16 protein-coding genes are annotated in these 16,174 nt (G+C 66.1%); 15 read left to right on the top strand and 1 reads right to left on the bottom strand.

The genetic code is table 11. The features are described 5' to 3' along the window. Nucleotides 1-8 precede the first annotated feature (8 nt). Complete coding sequence (eno, locus tag HPY83_15370) at nt 9-1,295, top strand: phosphopyruvate hydratase (protein NPV09325.1); 1,287 nt, start codon at nt 9-11, stop codon at nt 1,293-1,295. Nucleotides 1,296-1,372: 77 nt separating this feature from the next. Here eno and HPY83_15365 read toward each other — a convergent pair whose 3' ends face one another. Then, entirely contained in the window at nt 1,373-1,843 is a 471-nt protein-coding gene (locus HPY83_15365; GenBank protein NPV09324.1) for a GIY-YIG nuclease family protein, read from the bottom strand. 189 nt (nt 1,844-2,032) lie between these two features. Between HPY83_15365 and mraZ the strand changes: the two genes are divergently transcribed. The 14 genes from mraZ to HPY83_15295 all read left to right on the top strand — a co-directional run. Then, nucleotides 2,033-2,491, top strand: coding sequence for a division/cell wall cluster transcriptional repressor MraZ (gene mraZ / locus HPY83_15360; GenBank protein ID NPV09323.1), 459 nt, complete (start codon nt 2,033-2,035; stop codon nt 2,489-2,491). A 58-nt stretch (nt 2,492-2,549) separates the two neighbouring features. After that, on the top strand, nt 2,550-3,470 hold the full coding sequence (rsmH, locus tag HPY83_15355; GenBank protein ID NPV09322.1) for a 16S rRNA (cytosine(1402)-N(4))-methyltransferase RsmH: 921 nt from the start codon (nt 2,550-2,552) through the stop codon (nt 3,468-3,470). Then, nucleotides 3,467-3,895 carry a hypothetical protein gene (locus HPY83_15350; protein NPV09321.1) on the top strand — a complete coding sequence of 143 codons (429 nt, stop codon included), beginning with the start codon at nt 3,467-3,469 and terminating at the stop codon, nt 3,893-3,895. The genes rsmH and HPY83_15350 overlap by 4 nt, the downstream gene beginning before the upstream one ends. An 8-nt stretch (nt 3,896-3,903) precedes the next feature. Continuing rightward, a complete protein-coding gene (locus tag HPY83_15345; GenBank protein NPV09320.1) occupies nt 3,904-5,622 on the top strand; it encodes a penicillin-binding protein 2 in 1,719 nt (572 codons plus the stop codon). Further along, on the top strand, nt 5,619-7,013 hold the full coding sequence (gene murF, locus HPY83_15340) for a UDP-N-acetylmuramoyl-tripeptide--D-alanyl-D-alanine ligase (protein NPV09319.1): 1,395 nt from the start codon (nt 5,619-5,621) through the stop codon (nt 7,011-7,013). The genes HPY83_15345 and murF overlap by 4 nt, the downstream gene beginning before the upstream one ends. A 37-nt stretch (nt 7,014-7,050) precedes the next feature. Beyond that, entirely contained in the window at nt 7,051-8,013 is a 963-nt protein-coding gene (locus HPY83_15335; GenBank protein NPV09318.1) for a phospho-N-acetylmuramoyl-pentapeptide-transferase, read from the top strand. A 41-nt stretch (nt 8,014-8,054) separates the two neighbouring features. Then, the gene (gene murD / locus HPY83_15330; protein NPV09317.1) at nt 8,055-9,389 is read left to right on the top strand and encodes a UDP-N-acetylmuramoyl-L-alanine--D-glutamate ligase; all 1,335 of its coding nucleotides are present in this window, start codon (nt 8,055-8,057) and stop codon (nt 9,387-9,389) included. After that, complete coding sequence (gene ftsW / locus HPY83_15325) at nt 9,386-10,483, top strand: putative lipid II flippase FtsW (GenBank protein ID NPV09316.1); 1,098 nt, start codon at nt 9,386-9,388, stop codon at nt 10,481-10,483. The genes murD and ftsW overlap by 4 nt, the downstream gene beginning before the upstream one ends. Next, nucleotides 10,484-11,581, top strand: coding sequence for a UDP-N-acetylglucosamine--N-acetylmuramyl-(pentapeptide) pyrophosphoryl-undecaprenol N-acetylglucosamine transferase (locus HPY83_15320; protein ID NPV09315.1), 1,098 nt, complete (start codon nt 10,484-10,486; stop codon nt 11,579-11,581). Beyond that, on the top strand, nt 11,571-12,167 hold the full coding sequence (locus HPY83_15315) for a hypothetical protein (protein NPV09314.1): 597 nt from the start codon (nt 11,571-11,573) through the stop codon (nt 12,165-12,167). The genes HPY83_15320 and HPY83_15315 overlap by 11 nt, the downstream gene beginning before the upstream one ends. Beyond that, nucleotides 12,164-13,537 carry a UDP-N-acetylmuramate--L-alanine ligase gene (gene murC, locus HPY83_15310; GenBank protein ID NPV09313.1) on the top strand — a complete coding sequence of 458 codons (1,374 nt, stop codon included), beginning with the start codon at nt 12,164-12,166 and terminating at the stop codon, nt 13,535-13,537. Before HPY83_15315 ends, murC begins: the two co-directional genes overlap by 4 nt. Nucleotides 13,538-13,553: 16 nt before the next feature. Beyond that, on the top strand, nt 13,554-14,441 hold the full coding sequence (murB, locus tag HPY83_15305) for a UDP-N-acetylmuramate dehydrogenase (GenBank protein ID NPV09312.1): 888 nt from the start codon (nt 13,554-13,556) through the stop codon (nt 14,439-14,441). Then, the gene (locus tag HPY83_15300) at nt 14,438-15,619 is read left to right on the top strand and encodes a D-alanine--D-alanine ligase (protein ID NPV09311.1); all 1,182 of its coding nucleotides are present in this window, start codon (nt 14,438-14,440) and stop codon (nt 15,617-15,619) included. The genes murB and HPY83_15300 overlap by 4 nt, the downstream gene beginning before the upstream one ends. Next, nucleotides 15,616-16,174: FtsQ-type POTRA domain-containing protein (locus HPY83_15295; protein ID NPV09310.1), on the top strand; the 559-nt coding region annotated here is incomplete at its 3' end. The genes HPY83_15300 and HPY83_15295, both read left to right, overlap by 4 nt.

The following is a 16,174-nucleotide window of genomic DNA, read 5'->3' as shown; positions in this document are numbered from 1 at the left end:
AGGCATGCATGACGACCATAGAGGAGATCATCGCCCGAGAGGTTCTCGACTCGCGGGGCAACCCCACGGTGGAGGTGGACGTCTACTTGAGCGGGGGCGCGGTGGGGCGGGCGGCCGTTCCATCAGGGGCCTCGACCGGAGAGCACGAAGCGGTGGAACTGCGCGACGGCGATGACCGATACGGGGGCAAGGGGGTCCAGACGGCGGTGCGCAGCGTGAACGAGACCATCGCCGACCAACTGGTCGGCTGGGATGCCCTGGACCAGGTCGGGGTGGATCAGCTCATGATCGGGCTGGACGGGACGCCCAACAAGAGCCGCCTGGGAGCAAACGGCATCCTGGCCGTGTCCATGGCGGTGGCCAAGGCTGCTGCGGAGGCTCTAGACCTTCCTCTGTACCGCTACCTGGGCGGCGTGAACGCCCGCATCCTGCCGGTGCCCATGATGAACATCCTGAACGGCGGTAAGCATGCCGTGAACAGCACTGACCTGCAGGAGTTCATGGTGATGCCGGTGGGAGCCCCCACCTTTGCCGAGGCGCTGCGCTGGGGCGCCGAGATCTACCACTCACTCAAGAAGGTGCTGAGCGGCAGAGGGTATTCCACCAACGTAGGCGATGAGGGCGGGTTCGCCCCCTCGCTCAAGTCCAACGAAGAGGCCATCGAGGTGATCCTGGAGGCGGTCCAGCGGGCCGGATACTCCCCCGGAAACGACGTGTTCCTGGCCCTCGATCCTGCCGCCAGTGAGATCTACGAGAATGGGACCTACAACCTGGCCAAAGAGGGACGGCGCCTCAGCGGCGAGGAGATGGTGGGTTTCTACGAGGAGTGGGTGACCAAGTACCCCATCATCTCGATCGAGGATGGTTTGGCGGAGGACGACTGGGACTCCTGGCAGCTCCTATGCCGCCGCCTCGGCGACCGGGTCCAGTTGGTTGGTGACGATCTGCTGGTCACCAACGTGGAGCGAGTGGGCAGGGCCATCGAGCTGCAGGCGTGCAACTCCCTCCTCTGCAAGGTGAACCAGATCGGCTCCTTGACCGAAGCTATTGAGGCCGTCACCATGGCCCAGCGGGCGGGCTGGACGGCAGTAGTCTCTCATCGCAGCGGCGAGACCGAAGATGTGACCATCGCCGACCTGGTGGTGGCCCTGAATGCAGGGCAGATCAAAACGGGCGCCCCAGCGCGGACAGACCGGGTGGCCAAGTACAACCAGCTTCTCCGCATTGAGGAGCAACTGGGGGACACTGCCGAGTATGCTGGGATAGATGCCTTCTACAACATAAGACGGCACTAGCCTAGGCCCCGGCCCTTCCGGGCCATTGGCCATCGCTCTCGCGCCCGTCTGCCAGCCAGGCGGGCGTTGCCGTTGCTTTAGCAGCTTGGGGTCAACTGCAGCTGAGCCGCGAACGCCTGCCGGAGCGCTGCGTCTTGGTCAACCAAGTCTGCGAGCAAGCGTGACGGGCCGGCAAAGGCCTTCAGGCGGAACAGATGGGTTGGGCAGCGGCAGTCGGTGCAGCCAAACCCGTCCACAGGGCTGGCCTGATCGAGACGGCCGAAGGCTGTGGCTAGGCGGCATTCCGTCACCGTGATGCCGAAGCAGAGGGCACAGAAAGGATCGGCCACGGCCAGCAGGTAGTCAATGTGCCAGTGGGGACGGCGCAATGGCCTGAGGTATCTGCCGAGTCGCGCTGCCACCCCGCCGGGCCCGGCGGCACTGCCGACGTAGGCGTAGGTACCGCTCCGAAGATCGAACGTCCGGCCCGATCGCGTGCTTAGAAGGACGCTGAGGCGCAGATCCAGAAGTAGGACGTACCTCCCCGCCCGGGCCGACCCCGGAGTCATGACCTCCTTACCACCGCGTTCCCTGGCCTGCCCTCCACCTTCCCCCATAGCGCGGCACCTCGTAGACATTCTTAATTAAGCGGCTCGCGCCTCTGGTGGTCAAGCCGGGCTCTGTTGGCTTGAATCCCGCTACACCGGTGCCTATAATGGGGCCAGGTGGTGACCAGTGGGGGATTGTGGGGGTGGGTGTTGGAAGAGCCTGCCCGCTCTGAGACCCGTTTCTCGGGCGAGTACGAGCACAGCGTCGACGACAAAGGCAGGGTGACCCTCCCCGCCAAGCTGCGCGAGGGGCTTGGCGACGTGGTCTTCCTCACGCGAGGCCTGGATGGATGCCTGTTCGTCTACTCCGAGCCTCGGTGGACGGCCATCACTGAGAACGTGGGCCGTCTGTCCCTCACCAGGCGTACGGCTCGCGTCTTCGCCCGGATGGTGTTCGCGGGCACTCGCTGCGAAGTGGACCGCGCCGGGAGAATCCTCATTCCGGTGGGGCTGAGGTCGTTCGCCCGTATCGCGTCGCAGGTGGTTATCGTAGGAGTCGAGGACCGAGTGGAGCTGTGGGCTCCCGACCGCTGGGAGAAGGCGATGAGTGTCCTCTACGAGGCGGACGACCAGTTGGTCTCCGAGGAGTGGGAGGCCCTGGACATATAGAGCCACCGGTTGGGAGTCACCTCGTTGCGTCGGGATTGAGGTGCTAGCGATGGTTGACGTGCAACAGCTAGAGCACGTTCCCGTTCTGCAGGACAGAGTGGTGGAGCTCCTGGTTCGAGGACCAGGTGGATGCTACGTGGACGGCACCATCGGGGCCGGCGGGCATGCTGCCGCCATACTGGATGCCGCTGGGCCCGAAGCACGCCTGTTGGGCCTGGATGCCGACCCCGCGGCCCTGGCGGTGGCCCGCCGCAACCTCGCTCAACGCGAGGATCAAGTGACGCTGGTTCATGCCAATTTCCGCAACCTCCTGAAGGTAGCCCGCCGGCTCGGGGTCGAGGCCGTGGACGGGGTGCTGCTGGACCTGGGGCTGTCTTCGATGCAGTTGGCCGATGAAGAGCGCGGCTTCTCCTACCGGCTAGGCGGAAGGCTGGACATGCGCTTCGATCCGCGCACGCGCCGCACCGCGGGCGAACTGGTCAACCGACTGGAAGAGAAGGAGCTTGCCAGGATCCTGCGCCGCTATGGCGAGGAGCCGTTGGCCCGCCACATCGCCCATTTGATAGTAGAGTCGCGCCCGGTCAGGTCGGCGTCGGAACTAGCCGACATTGTATCCCGGGCGGCGCCCCGGCACCGAGCCAGTGACTCGCTCGCCCGCACCTTCCAGGCTCTACGTATCGCCGTCAACGAGGAGCTGGAAGCCCTGGAGGAGGGCCTGCAGCAGGCGGTGGAGTTGCTCAGGCCAGGAGGCAGGCTGGCAGTCATCTCCTTCCATTCCCTGGAGGACCGGATCGTCAAGCAGTTCCTGCGCCAGGAGAGCGCCACGTGCACGTGCCCGCCAGATATGCCTGTCTGCGCCTGTGGCGCAGTGCCCAGGCTGCGCCTGGTGAACCGACGGCCGATCTTCCCCACAGACGATGAGGTCGAGATGAACCCCAGGTCCAGGAGTGCGCGGCTCCGGGTGGCGGAGAGGGTATGAGCGAGTACATCGTCCCCACGGAGAACCTGATCGCCTTTCGCCGCGGAGCGCCTCGGAGCCACACTGAGCCCATTGCTCGAGCGTCGGTGGCTCAGGTGCGGGCGGAGAATCCTGGCCTTACCGTGCAGGGCTTTGTTCTCCTGGGGTGCGCCACAGCCCTTCTGGCGGCTGTAGGCGTGCTGTACCTACTCCAGGCGGCCGAGATTACGAGCATCGCCTATCGCGTCCATGACCTCAGCGCCGAGGTACGGAGGCTGGAACAGGAGAACTCGGTTCTGGCGGTGGAGATCGCTGCCCTGGAGAGGTTGGATCGGGTGGAGCACCGGGCTGAGGCGCTGGGCTTCTCCCGCGCCGGCGCTGTGCACTATCTGCGCTTGGAGGCCTCCGAGACGCCCGTCCCCCAGAGCGTCACTCCGGTGCCCTAGAGGCTGCCATGCCGGGCGAGACGGGACGCAGCGAAGTTCGCAGGCGCCTGACGCTAGTCGCCGTAGCACTTACGGCCTGTGGTCTGGTGCTCACCGGCCAGTTGGTGCGGTGGCAGTTGCTTCAGGGCCGCGTGCTGGCCGAGAGAGCCACTGGTGAGTACATGCGGTATGAGACCATAGATCCGCGGCGCGGCACGATCTACTCGGCCGACGGGCGGATCCTGGCCACCGACGTGTACACCTACTCCCTCACGGCGGCCCCACACATGATCCGAGACCCCTACCTGCTGGCGGATCGTCTCTTCCCGCTCGTGGGCCTAAGTCGCGATGCCCTCGCAAGCAGGCTGGATGGAGATGGGGTCTGGCAGCCGTTGGCGGATGGGATCGCCCTCAGTGTTGCCGATGAGATCGCCAAGTGGAAAGAACCGGGCCTCTTCCTGGAGCCTCACCTTTCTCGGGCCTATCCCGATGCCAGCTTGGTGGAGCCGCTGCTGGGATTCGTCAACCGGGCACGGGACGGGTACTATGGCGTGGAGGGCTACTACGACGCGCTATTGCGCGGTCAGCCGGGAGCGCGCTTGGGCGATTTCGACGGGTTTGGCCAGGAGGCGCCGTTCGGAAGACGAGTGATGGAACCTCCGGCCGACGGAGCGGACCTCTACCTGACCGTGGACAGCCGGGTGCAGTACGTGCTGTGGCGCGAACTGCGGGATGCCCTAGGTCGGTACCAGGCTGCCAGCGGCACGATCATCGCTATGGATCCTCGGACAGGGGCGATATTGGGCGCCGTGTCGCTGCCGGCATACGACCCGACGGCCTACGAGTCGGCCGATGTCAAGCTGTACGAAGACCCGGCGATCAGCCACGAGTGGGAGCCGGGCTCAGTGTTCAAGGTGATCACGATGGCTGCCGGGCTAGACTCCGGGCTCATCACACCGGACACTGTCTTCGAAGACACCGGCAGCTTCGAGATCGCCGGAGTCACCATCAAGAACTGGGACCGGGAGGCACACGGCCCGGTGACCATGACCGAGGTCCTGGGGCTGTCGCTAAACACGGGGGCCTCATACGTGAGCACGCTGCTGGGCCCCGATAGGTTCTATGCCTATCTCGCCGCCTTCGGCTTCGGCGAGCGGTTGGGGGTGGACCTCCAGGCCGAGGCTCGGGGCAGCACCAAGAGACCCGGCGACGGGCGCTGGTATGAGGCGGATCTGGCCACCAACTCGTTCGGACAAGGCATCGCGGTCACGCCGCTGCAGATGCTGTCAGCCGTGGCGGCCATCGCCAACGATGGCCTCCTGATGCAGCCGCACGTGGTGGGGCAGACGGTGACCAGGGAAGGGCTACGACAGGCCCAGCCTACCCCGGTGCGGCGGGTGATATCTTCCGAGACCGCTCGCACCCTCACCGAGATGATGGTCGCGGCAGTGGACGAAGAGACCATCGGGCCGAGACTTGAGGGCTTCGAGGTGGCGGGGAAGACGGGCACGGCCCAGATACCCATTCCCGGTGGCTACCATCCTTCCGACATCATCGCCTCCTTCGTCGGGTTCTTCCCCGCATCTGATCCTCAGTTGTGCATTCTGGTGAAGATAGACCGGCCCCAGGCGGGCCAGTGGGGTAGTGAGGTGGCGGCGCCGGTGTTCAGCCGGGTGGCCGGTGACCTTGCGGTCCTGCTGGGGATCGAACCCGAAAGTGGTTCCTCGGGTAGGATGGCTTCCCGGTGAGTCTTACCCTGCGGTTCGTCATCCGCACACTTCTGGGCGGGACCGCCGAACGGTACGAGGACTTGGCGGTCTCGCGCTGTGTAGTGGACTCGCGAGAGGCGCGGCCGGGGGACCTCTTCTTCGCCTTCCGGGGTGAGCGGGCGGACGGGCAGGACTACGTCGAGGACGCTGCTCGGCGAGGGGCAGTGGCAGCTGTCGTGAGACGGGAGGGCAGCTTCGATGGTCCCGGCCCGCTTCGGCTCCCCGGGGGCGCGCTTGCCATCCCGGTGCCTGACGTGCTCACGGCCCTGCAGGAGCTGGCACGGGCGTGGCGTCTCCTATTGCCGGCGACCGTCGTGGGCGTGACTGGCAGCGTAGGCAAGACCCTGACGCGCGAGGTGGTGGCGACTGTGCTTTCCCAGGCGTACAGGGTGCGGCGCAGTGAGCGCAACTACAACAATGAGATCGGGCTTCCCTTGACCGTGCTCGCGATGACAGGCGACGATGACTATGGTGTGCTTGAGATGGGCATGTACGCTCTGGGCGAGATTGCGACACTGGTCGAGGTCGCCAAGCCCTCCGTAGGCATAGTGACCAATGTTGGGCCCACCCACCTCGAGAGACTGGGCAGCCTGGAGCACATCGCTCAGGCAAAGTCAGAGCTGGTGGCGGGGCTTCCTCGGAGTGGGCTAGCTGTTCTGAATGGTGACGACGAAAGGGTCGCGGCTATGGCCAGCGTGGCCCGATGCCCAGTGGTCAGGTATGGGCTGGGGGCGGGCTGCGATGTGCGTGGGGAGCTGGTTCGCACCCTGGGCCAGGATGGGATACAGTTTGTGGTTGCATCAGAGGGGATCGCGCGGAGCCTGCGCGCCCCGCTATTGGGGCGGCACAGTGTGTACCCCTGCCTGGCAGCTGTGGCCGTAGCGCGACACGCCGGAATGGACTGGTCCGATATCGAGGCTGGGCTGGCAGCCAGTGGGGACTGCTCCCGGATGCGGGTGCTGCACGCTAACGGAATGACAATACTAGATGACACTTACAACGCTGCTCCCATCAGTGTGCTGGCGGCACTGGATGTCCTTCGAAGCATGCCGGGGCGGCGGGTGGCAGTCCTGGGCGACATGCTGGAGCTAGGATCCTACTCCGAGGCAGGGCATCGAGAGGTGGGGCAAGCCGTGCCGGATGCGGCCGATCTCCTCGTGGCCATTGGGCCCCGTGCCCGATGGATCGCTGAGGAAGCGGTTACGCGGCTGGGCGCCCAGGCAGTGGTCTGTCTCCGCACCGTCGAGGAAGGACTGACTGTCGTGCCTGGACTGGTGCGTGCAGGTGATTCGGTGCTGGTCAAAGGCTCGCGCGGCCTGCAGCTGGAGCGCTTGTGTTGGGCGCTAACAGAGGACTCAGAAATCAACTAGGCGGTGATGCCTCTTGGCCTACTCGCTCGTTCTGGCAATGGTCTCCTTCATCATCGCAGTCTCATGGGGTGGCCCCTTTATAGGTCTGCTTCACCGCCACGGCGTCGGCAAGCAGATCCGGGCCGATGGGCCTCAGACGCATCTGCCCAAGGCGGGCACCCCCACCATGGGCGGGCTGCTGGTAGTAGCGGTTGTGCTGGGCGTCACCACCGTGCTGAACTTCCTAAACCTGATCGGCATGAATGCGATCGGTCGCTCCATACTGCTTCCCATGGGCGTCATGGCGGGCATGGCGGTCCTGGGTGGAGTGGACGACTGGACGAACGTGAAGCGCAAGAACCCGGGAGGGATCGGCCTGTTCGCCCGGCACAAGGCCCTGTGGCAGCTGGCCATCGCCCTAGTCGCGGCCATTGGCTTGCACTTCTTCTTGGAACTGGAGAGCGTGGCCATTCCTGGCGTCCCGGAGAAGGTGGGGATAGGCCTCTGGTACCTGCCCATCGCTGTATTCATCATCTTCGCTACCTGCAACACCGTTAACCTGACTGACGGCCTGGATGGCCTGGCAGCGGGTACAGTGCTGGTAGCTTTCTTCTCCTACGCCGTGATCGCCTATCTGCAGGAGCAAGTGTACCTGGTGGCTTTCTGTCTGACTGTCGTGGGCGCGCTCCTGGGGTTCCTCTGGTACAACGCCTACCCGGCGCAAGTCATCATGGGAGACACTGGGGCCCTAGCGCTGGGAGGGACTCTGGCTACAGTAGCGCTGATGACGGGGCAATGGCTGCTCCTGCCAGTGGTGGGAGTGGTATTTGTTGCCGAGGGCCTGTCCGACATTCTGCAGGTGGCCTACTTCAAGCGGACCAAAGGCAAGCGGCTATTCCGCATGGCCCCCATACACCATCACTTCGAACTGGGGGGCTGGTCTGAGGTGCAGGTGACGCTGCGCTTCTGGATAGTAGGCATTCTCGGTGGGATGCTAGGGGTGGCGCTGGCACTTATATGAACGCGCTCGAGGTCGCGGCCAAGAGATTTGGGGGAACCCGCGTGGGCGTGGTGGGTCTAGGCCGCGAAGGCCTGGCGCTGAGTCGGTTCCTGGCCTCGGTGGGCGCTCGAGTGCTTGCCACCGATGACAAGCCCTTGCCCGCCCTCAGTCCCGAGGTGCGGGCACTGGCGGAGATAGCGGAACTGCGGCTGGGCGGGCTCAGCGCAGAGGTGCTCGACGTGGACACCTGCTTTGTGAGTCCGGGGGTGCCGCTGGACGTGCCAATGCTGGCACGAGCGGTGGCCGAAGGGGTGCCGCTGTGGAATGAGCCGGGCCTGTTGCTCTGGCTCTGCCCGGGTCGTGTGGTCGGTGTTACCGGCAGCAGTGGCAAGAGCACCACGGCCGCCTTGACAGCAGCCATGGCTGAGGCCGACGGACAGAGGACCTACCTGGGGGGCAACATTGGCAGGCCTCTGATCGAGTCGGTCGGGAACATGCGTCCAGAGGACGTAGTAGTCTTGGAGCTGTCCAGTTTCCAGCTGGAACTGGTGCGTCACAGCCCGGCGGTGGCGGCGATTACCAACATCACGCCCAATCACCTGGATCGTCACCGCACCATGGAGGCCTATACTGAAGCCAAGACCGGTGTTTTCCGGTACCAGACTGCAGCAGGAGTGGCCGTGCTCAATGCCGACGACCATGCCAGCGCTGGGCTGGCCGGACGGTGCCCCGGGGAGGTGCATTGGTTCGGTCGGAAGGCGAGTAGAGCTCCGGGAGCCTACTTGGTGGGGAGAACCATTGTCGTGAGAACGGCCGACGGTGCCTCGTGCCAGGTGTGCGCCGTGGATGAGATGGGCCTAATCGGCGAGCACAACGTGAGCAACGCTTTGGCCGCGTGTGCTCTTGGCGCAGCGCTGGGCCTCTCGGCCGAGGCGATGGCGGGCGCTGCGAGGCGGTTCCAAGGGCTGCCTCACCGGCTGGAGAAAGTGGCAGAGGTGGCTGGGGTGGTGTACTACAACGATTCGATCGCCACCACTCCGGAGAGGAGCCTCGCAGCCCTACGGGCGGTGAAGGAGCCCGTCGTCCTGCTTGCCGGCGGCAGAGACAAGCACCTGCCCTGGGAGCAGTGGGTGACGGAGGTGGCGGAGAGGGTAAGGGCAGTGGTGGCGTTTGGCGAGGCAGGAGCGATGCTGGAGGACCTACTGGGCCGCGCCGGAGTGAGGGTCAGTCGGGCGCGTGGCCTGGCTGAGGCGCTTGCACTGGCCGCCAGCCTGGCGCGTCCCGGTGATGCCGTGCTCTTGTCACCCGGCGGCACCAGCTACGACGAGTTCCGCGACTTCGAGGCGCGAGGCGAGGAGTTCCGGCGGTTGGTGCTGGAAGCAAAGGCGGAGACGTGAGGCAGAGCCAGGACAGGCGGTATCCAAGTAAGCCCGATTATTGGGTGCTGGCCGTGACCGGCCTGTTGCTGCTATTCGGGTTGGGCTCGGTGTACAGCGCCGCCATGGCCCAGGATCCCTCCGATCCCACCAGCCTGCTGGGCCGACAGCTGGCCTGGTCCGCCCTCGGCATGGTGGGTATGGTAGTAGCGGCCCGATTCGACTATCGGCGCTGGCAGCTATACACCCTGCCGTTCCTGGTGCTGGCGGTGCTCCTGCTTCTGGCGGTGCTGATAGCCGGGAGTGAGGTGTTCGGCAGCCGGCGCTGGTTCTTCCGTGGTTCCGTCCAGCCCAGTGAGCTTACGAAGCTCGCTCTCATCGTCTATGTCGCCTACTGGCTCTCTTCCAAGGGGCCGGAGATCAAGCAAGCAACTTACGGTCTCATTCCCTTCAGCATGCTGGTGGGCCTGGTGACAGCGCTGATCCTGCTGCAGCCCGACTTCAGCACGGCAGTGCTCATTGCTGGTGTAGCCATGATCATGTTCTTCATGGCGGGAGCCGAAGTGTGGCAGTTGCTGGCTGCCGGGGCGATCGGCCTGGCCACTGTGGCCGCTCTCATCTGCACCTCCCCCTACCGGATGGAGCGAGTCTTCGCCTTCCGCGACGCGCTGCGCGACCCGCTTAGCGCCGGCTACCACGTGCGCCAGACCGTGCTGGCGCTGGGGAGCGGTGGACTGGCGGGACGGGGCCTGGGGGGCGGGATCCTGAAGTTTGGGTGGCTGCCGGCGCCGCATACTGACAGTATCTACGCCGTCATCGGCGAGGAGCTCGGGTTCATCGGTTGTATGGCAGTGCTTCTGCTCTTCTGTGCTCTGGCCTGGCGGGGGTTCCACATTGCGGCCCGGGCTGAAGATTCCTTCGGGACCTTCCTCGCTGGTGGTTTGACCACGCTCCTCGTGGTTCAGGCAGGGCTCAACATCGCGGTGGCCACCGCGACCGTACCATTCACGGGCGTTCCGCTGCCCTTCATCAGCTTCGGGGGATCGTCGTTAGTGGTATCGCTGGTTGCCGTGGGGATCGTGTTCAACGTCAGCGGTCACCGAATCGAGGGCTGAATGCGGCTGGCCGTAGCCGGCGGCGGAACCGGCGGACACATCTACCCGGCGGTGGCCGCGATGGAAGCCCTGGCCTCCCTGGGGGAGGCAACTGAGGTACTGTGGCTGGGGGTATCAGGTGGGCCGGAGGAAGCAGTGGCCCGCCGTTACGGCTGGGAGTTTGGCCAGGTGAGGGCAGTCCAGGTGCGCGGCACGGGGGTGCGGATGCCCGCCAACGCCGTAGCCGGCTTCCTGAGCGCGGCGGATGCTCGCCGCGCCCTGCTGGGGTTTGGAGCCGAGGTCTTGCTGGCGACAGGGGGCTACGTGAGCGTGCCCGGGGCCCTGGGGGCGAAGCTTGCCCGAGTGCCGGTGGTGCTGTTCCTCCCCGATGCCAGCCCCGGGTGGGCCATAAGGCTCCTGCGTCCGCTTGCGGATGGCATGGCCGCTTCCTCAGTCGAAGCGGCAACCGCCCTCGGGAGAGGGGCAGTGGTGACTGGCTATCCCGTGCGCCGGGCTTTCTTCGACTGCCGCAGGGAAGAGGCCAGGCGAGCTCTGGGCCTGGGGGAGAGACCCGCGCTCTTGGTGCTAGGGGGCAGTTCCGGCGCCAGGCGACTGAACCAGGCCGTGCTCCGCTGGGCAGGGGAGCTGCTCAAGGTGGCGGACATCTTGCACGTCGCTGGGCGCCGGGACCACGAGGCCGTGGCAGAGGAAGCAGAGGCCGCCGGGCTGACTGCGGGCGAGGGCTATCATCTGTTCGCTTACTTGGATCGCCTACCTGAGGCCATGGTGGCGTCCGATCTAGTAGTCAGCCGGGCCGGCGCCGCCGTGCTGGGGGAGCTGACGGCGGCGGGGCGTCCGGCCGTATTGGTGCCGGGGTCTTTCGCCGGCGGGCACCAGCGGCACAACGCCGCCTATCTGCAGCGCAACGGATGCGCCGTGGTGGTGGAGGACGAGGAGGTACTGGAACGCCTCGGCCCCGAGGTACTCGGCTTGCTCCGAGACGAAGGCTCCCTACGCGCAATGTCCGCGCGAGCGAAGGCCCTGGCCGTGCCCGATGCGGCGGAGCGATTGGCCCAGCTCCTGCAGCAAATGTCCAGGGGAGGCCGGTTTGCCCACTGAAGTGGTCCTGGACCATGACACGCTGGGGATTGCCCTCGCCTTGCTCTTCGGGCTCATCGGCGCCGGTCAGGGAGGAGCACGCTCGGTCCTCTCGGTGGCGACTTCGCTGGCGGTGATCGTGGGCTTGGGCGAGCCAGGCGTAGCCTCGCTGGTACTCGCTGTAGGGGCCCGAGTCTCCTCGGTCCTGCGGCGAGCCCTGGGGGCCGACGGGGACCTGGCCTTCGCCAACCCCGGGCCGTACTTCTTTCTGGTGTACTCCGGCGTTCTGGGTGGGGTGATGTTGCTTACCCGGGCCGTGGTTCGCGAGGCGGGGGTATCTCGTTCCTCTCGGCTCCTTGGTGGTCTTCTGGGGGGGCTCAACGGGCTGCTCTTTGCCCTCATGTTGCGGGAGAACCTGCTGCCGGCGCTGGGGGGAGCACTGGCTGAGGGTGTTGTCGTACGCCTACGCTTGCAGCCGGAGGTGTCCGCCACTTCGCTGCCGGTGGGTGGGTTGTCGGTCGGCACGGTGGCCTATCTCTTCGGGCTGGTTCTGGCTGGTGCCGGTGTGCTACGGAAGATACGCGCGCTCAGGGGGCCGGGGCAGTGACGGACTTCTTGCCCCGCAGTGTGCACTTCGTGGGAGTGGGAGGGTCAGGGCTCTCGGCACTGGCGCGGGTGGCTCTAGGCTTGGGGCTTCGAGCTTCGGGCTCGGATCGCTGTCGAAGCAGCGTGGTGCCGCCACTGGAAGCCCTGGGCCTGACGTTCCAGTTGGGCCATGAGCCGCTCCTCGTGCGAGGCACGGAGCTGGTAGTCGCCACTTCGGCGGTGGGCGAGGACAATCCTGAGATAGCCTGGGCTCGGGCTCACGGCATTCCGGTGTGGAAGCGCCATCAGTTCCTGCCCTGGCTGGCGCAGGGCAAGAGGCTGCTGGCAATCGCTGGCACTCACGGCAAGACGACTACGACTGCCCTGGTTGCTCACCTTCTCACCGTCACGAGGCAGGACCCGACGTGTGTGGTGGGAGGAGTGCTGGAGGGTTGGGGCACCAATGCCCGAGTCGGTGGCGGAGACCTGTTCGTGCTGGAGGCAGACGAGTACGATCGGACTTTCCTCAGCCTCGATCCGTGGCTGGGAGTGGTGACCACGGTGGAAGAGGATCACCCGGACTGCTACCCCACTCGTGAGGCGGTGGAAGAGGCCTTTGGCGAGTTCATGCGGCGCTGCCGGCAGCGGCTGGTAAACGGCGACGACCCAGGAGTGGGCCGCGCCTTGGCCCGGGCAGGCACGGGGCTCAGCGTGACGTACGGTCGGGGAGAGCCGGCGGCTTGGCGGCTGCTGTCACTGACTCAGACAGAGGAAGGGACGGAGTTCCGCTTCCGGTGCCCCGACGGCAGCGAGCTGGACAGCCGGGTCAGGCTCTGGGGGCGGCATTCGGCGGAGAACAGCCTGGCCGCTCTGGCGGCGGCTAGCACGGCCGGGGTTCCGATCTTGGAAGCTGCCGAGGCCCTGGGCACTTTCGGGGGGGTGAAACGGCGGTTCACCGTCAGCGGGCCATTCGCCGGCATCTACCTGGTGGATGATTACGCCCATCACCCCACCGCGATTGGTGCGGTGATCGAAGCGGCCCGCCAGAGGTTCCCAGGCCGACGTCTGGTGGCGGTGGTGCAGCCGCACACATTCTCGAGGCTGGAGTCGCTCTTCGACGGGTTCGTGCAGTCGCTCAGGCTGGCCGACGTGTCCGCAGTCCTTCCCGTGTATGCCTCACGGGAGCGAGGCGACTCAGTGGCGGCCTCAAGGAAGCTGGCCGATGCGTCGGGGGCTCTGGCCCTGCCCTCGGTGACAGGGGCAGCGGGACTGCTGCTGGGCATGCTGCGACCGGGGGACGTGGTCCTGAATCTGGGGGCGGGCGACGGGGAGACAGTCACCCGGCACCTGGCGGAGGCTCTGGCGACCGACGGGGTGGTGCATGAGGCCTGAGGCGGTACGAGAAGGAGTGCCCCTGGCACGCTACACCACCATGCAGGTAGGAGGGCCTGCCCAGTACCTGGCCGAGGCCGCTAGCGGAGCAGTGGTCATGCGGCTGGTGGAATGGGCTGCGGAAGAGGGAGTGCCGTGGATGATTCTCGGCCAGGGCTCCAATGTCCTCTTCCCGGATGGGGGATACAACGGGCTTGTGGTCGTATATCGGAGCTCGGGGCTGGAGCGCCGCTGGCGCGAAAGGCCCACGTCGGGCGGGGCCGTCATGGTCGAGGCGGAGGCAAGCGCACCGCTGGCTTCTCTGGCTCGCTGGGCTTGCAGGCGAGGTCTCTCGGGGCTGGAGTGGGCGGCAGGACTCCCTGGCACTGTAGGTGGCGCCGTGGCGGGCAATGCCGGGGCCTTCGGCGGTGCCATGGAGGACGTAGTTTCATCTGCCGTGGTAGGATGGGCTGGCCAGCCGGCCCAACGGACCCTGCCGGCGGAGCTGGGGCTGGCCTATCGCCGGTGCCTGCTGCTGGAGGAGCGGGGGCCGGCGGCGGTTCTGTCGGTGGAGTTGCAGTTGCAGGCGGACGATCCGGGCCGGTGCCTTGCACGGCTGGACGAGACAGAGCGGGGACGTCGGCTGACCCAGCCTGCGGGTGCCAGCAGCGGGTGCGTGTTCCGCAACCCTCCGCAGAGGGCTGCTGGCTACTTGCTCGATCAGTGCGGGCTGAAGGGGGCATCAGTGGGCGGGGCGGTAATCTCGGAACGGCACGCCAACTTCATTCTCAATCGAGGAGGCGCCACGGCGACGGACGTGCTCGCGCTGATGCGGCTGGCTCGGCGGGCGGTGTGGGAGCAGTTCGGCATTCTGCTGGAGCCTGAGGTCAGGTTGATGGGCGACGCCACCCTGGAGGCTGCGTGAGCGATCCCAAGCGCATAGCGGTAGTGTACGGCGGCGTTTCGGGCGAGCATGAGGTGTCTATTCGTTCGGCCCAGTCGGTAATGGCCGCTCTGCGCCAGGCCGGGTATGAAGTGGTTCCCGTGTACATCGGCAAGGACGGCATCTGGCGGCTAGGGGGCGTTCCGATGGTGGGCCCCCGCGCGGGCTTGCTGGGTCTGCCCGAGGAATCGGGCACTGACCCCACGGACAAGAGCGATCGGGGCGCTTCGGTGACCAATGGGAAGGGAAGCCATTCTCCAGGCATGGGCAGGGTAGACGTGGTCTTTCCCGTCCTTCATGGCACTCTGGGTGAGGACGGAACCCTGCAGGGTCTGCTCGAAGTAGCGGAGGTGCCGTACGTCGGCTCCGGCGTGCTGGGATCAGCGCTGGGAATGGACAAGATCGTGATGAAGATGCTCTTCCGCCAGGCCGGCCTTCCGGTGGTGGACTCAGTCGCCACTGGCCGCAGGCAGATCGCGCGCGACGTTACAGCGGTGGCCGACGAAGTGGAGGCCAAGCTAGGCTATCCCTGCTTCGTTAAGCCGGCCAACCTGGGTTCGAGCGTGGGCATATCCAAGGCGCATGGCCGGAAGGAGCTACTGCAAGGACTGGCCGAGGCTGCCCGCTACGACCGACGAGTGATCGTAGAGCGCGGGATCGAAGCGCGAGAGCTGGAGGTCAGCGTCATCGGCAACGATGAGCCGGAAGCAAGCGTGGTGGGCGAGGTCATCCCCGGTCGGGAGTTCTACGACTACGTGGCTAAGTACGGCGACTCCGGGTCACAGACGATCATCCCTGCGCCGGTGTCGGAGGAACTGGCAGGGCGGGTGCGGTGCCTGGCGCTGGAGGCGTTCCGCGTGCTGGACCTGGCCGGGATGGCTCGAGTGGACTTTCTGCTGGACCGGCTCTCGGGACAGCTCTACGTGAACGAGGTCAACACCATCCCCGGATTCACCGACATCAGCATGTTCGCCAAGCTGTGGGAGGCTAGCGGATTGGATTTCCCCTGCCTGGTGTCTCGTTTGGTGGAGCTCGGATGGGAGAGGTTCGAGGACCGACAGCGGTCCCTTGAGGCGGTGCGCGACGGGGGACGGTTGCCTGACGGGGGATCAGCAGTTGCCGGGCTCACCCCTGGCGAGAGGAGGGATTGCCCGACATGATGGTGCCCCGTCGCCGGATTTCGCTGGCTTACGCTTTGCTGACCTGGGGTGGAGGCAGGCTGGCGAGCCTGCTGATGCTGGGGCTGTCCCTATGGGCGCTTTCGGTCATGCATGACTCGCCCCTCTGGCGGGTGGAGTGGGTGGAGGTCGCCGGGTGTAGCCTGGTTTCACCAGAACGGGTGGTGGCGGCGGGGGATCTGGCGGAAGCGTGGGCAGTGTCACTGGATCCCGAGGAAGTGGCCCGCCGAGTCGAGAGCGTGCCCGGGGTGGTGGAGGCCCATGTCACTTTGGGTTGGCCCAACCGAGTTCGCATATCGGTGGTGGAGGACCAGCCTCTCGCTACGCTCCGCGTGGGCGACCGGGAGTACTGGGTGAGCCGGCATGAGGGGCTCATCGCGCCCTACGGAACAGCCGAGGGGCTGCCGGTGCTGCAGTTGGTGGGAGCCGACTCCGGGGCACCCAGCTTGCCGGGACGGGTGCTGACCGGCTTGACTGCTATGAGGGCTGCCTTTCCCGAGCGCACCGAGTACCTATACCGTGCCGGACGAGGGTTCG

It is taken from the genome of Anaerolineae bacterium, assembly GCA_013178015.1.
In the GTDB taxonomy this organism is placed as follows: Bacteria; Chloroflexota; Anaerolineae; order DRVO01; family DRVO01; genus Ch71.
Note: the sequence above shows the minus strand (reverse complement) of the source record. Positions and strands in the feature narration are given on the sequence as shown.

What these genes read in the sequence shown, in the direction of transcription:
- eno (NPV09325.1), top strand. Translation starts at nt 9, where the DNA reads ATGACGACCATAGAGGAGATCATCGCCCGAGAGGTTCTCGACTCGCGG.
- HPY83_15365 (NPV09324.1), bottom strand. Translation starts at nt 1,843, where the DNA reads ATGACTCCGGGGTCGGCCCGGGCGGGGAGGTACGTCCTACTTCTGGAT.
- HPY83_15350 (NPV09321.1), top strand. Translation starts at nt 3,467, where the DNA reads ATGAGCGAGTACATCGTCCCCACGGAGAACCTGATCGCCTTTCGCCGC.
- HPY83_15345 (NPV09320.1), top strand. Translation starts at nt 3,904, where the DNA reads ATGCCGGGCGAGACGGGACGCAGCGAAGTTCGCAGGCGCCTGACGCTA.
- HPY83_15335 (NPV09318.1), top strand. Translation starts at nt 7,051, where the DNA reads ATGGTCTCCTTCATCATCGCAGTCTCATGGGGTGGCCCCTTTATAGGT.
- HPY83_15320 (NPV09315.1), top strand. Translation starts at nt 10,484, where the DNA reads ATGCGGCTGGCCGTAGCCGGCGGCGGAACCGGCGGACACATCTACCCG.